The sequence below is a fragment of the Streptomyces sp. W16 genome (genome assembly GCF_033194735.1).
In the GTDB taxonomy this organism is placed as follows: domain Bacteria; phylum Actinomycetota; class Actinomycetes; order Streptomycetales; family Streptomycetaceae; genus Streptomyces.
The window spans coordinates 1-1,164 of the sequence record NZ_JAWOAI010001113.1; the positions used below are offsets into that span (position 1 = coordinate 1).

Annotated in this window: 1 protein-coding gene; it reads right to left on the bottom strand. The window is 68.7% G+C overall.

Features of this window, described 5'->3' with window-relative positions; genetic code table 11:
• Nucleotides 1–24 precede the first annotated feature (24 nt).
• Nucleotides 25–1,094, bottom strand: a protein-coding gene (locus R6V09_RS54835; RefSeq protein ID WP_442810316.1) for an IS630 family transposase whose coding sequence is annotated in 2 segments (ribosomal slippage) — nt 25–608 and nt 608–1,094 — 1,071 coding nt in all. Because the reading frame shifts where the segments join, the coding sequence is not laid out codon by codon here.
• Between the last annotated feature and the right edge of the window lie 70 nt (nt 1,095–1,164).

The window sequence follows — 1,164 nt, forward strand, 5'->3', positions numbered from 1 at the left end:
ACTAGAGATCTTCAATGGCTGGGGTTACGGCGGTTGGAAGTCGAGTCCGGTCTTGGCGATGAGCCCTTCGATGAGGTGGGGCCGGTACTGCATCCGTTTCAGCCGGGTCCTGACCAGCGCGGTGAGCTGGTCGAGGCTGTGTTTGGTGAGGTTGGCCAGCGATCTCTTCAGGTGCGACCACACGCCCTCGACCGGGTTGAACTCCGGCGCGTACGGCGGCAGTTGGTAGACGGTCAGCCATAATCGCGCGGCGATCAGCTCTCGCATGGTGCGGCTGACGTGTGTGTTCAGGTTGTCCCACACCAGGACGACGGGGCCGCCGAGCTGCTGGTGTGCGCCGTCCAGCAGCCGGGCGCAGTCGGTCTCGGTGAAGCCCTTGCGCCGGCCCTTCGTGGGGCCGCGGTCGAGGTGGACGCGGTAGATCAACCGTGGCCGGTGTCCGGCCCTGGTGCAGATCAGGGCGGCCATCGAGACGCGTTTGGCGCCCTGGGCGGTGACCTTCACGACGGGTGTGTGGCCACGGCGGCCCCAGGTGCGTCCTTTCGGCGGCCTCAGACCCTGACCTGCCTCGTCCTCGAAGCAGAGCCAGGCGCCCAGGTCCGCCGCCCTCTTTTTATGACGGGCCACTGCTCGTCCTTCCAGGCGGCGATCTTCGACTCGTCCCGCTCGGTGGCCTTGCGGCTCGGGATCTGCACGCTCCAGCCGATGCGGTGCAGCAGCAGATCCAGCCCGGCCAGGGTGTACTCGACCCCGAACCGGCGGCGCACGACCTCGCCGATGCGGGCCAGCGTCCAGCACTGGTCACTCCATCCGCACGCGGCCGGACCGTCCTCCAACACCGCCTCCAGGGCACGCAGTTGACCCGCGCTGAGCTTGCAGCGGGCGCCACCGGGGCCCTTGGACACGAGGGCCTGGCGGCCGCCCGAGGCCAGGGCCCGACGCCAGCGGTTCGCCGACATCCGGGTCACCCTGAACCGCCGCGCCACCTCCCGGTCACTGGCCCCCGCCTCGATCAAGTCAGCTGCCGCGAGCCGGACCTGCTCACGCCGATCACGCTCCTCGGCTGTCAGCCCACCGCCATCGGGATACCTCACCCCTCCGGCATAGCGCAGCCGACGCCAACCGTCACGACCAGACGTAACCCGCACCGTTAAAGATCTCTAG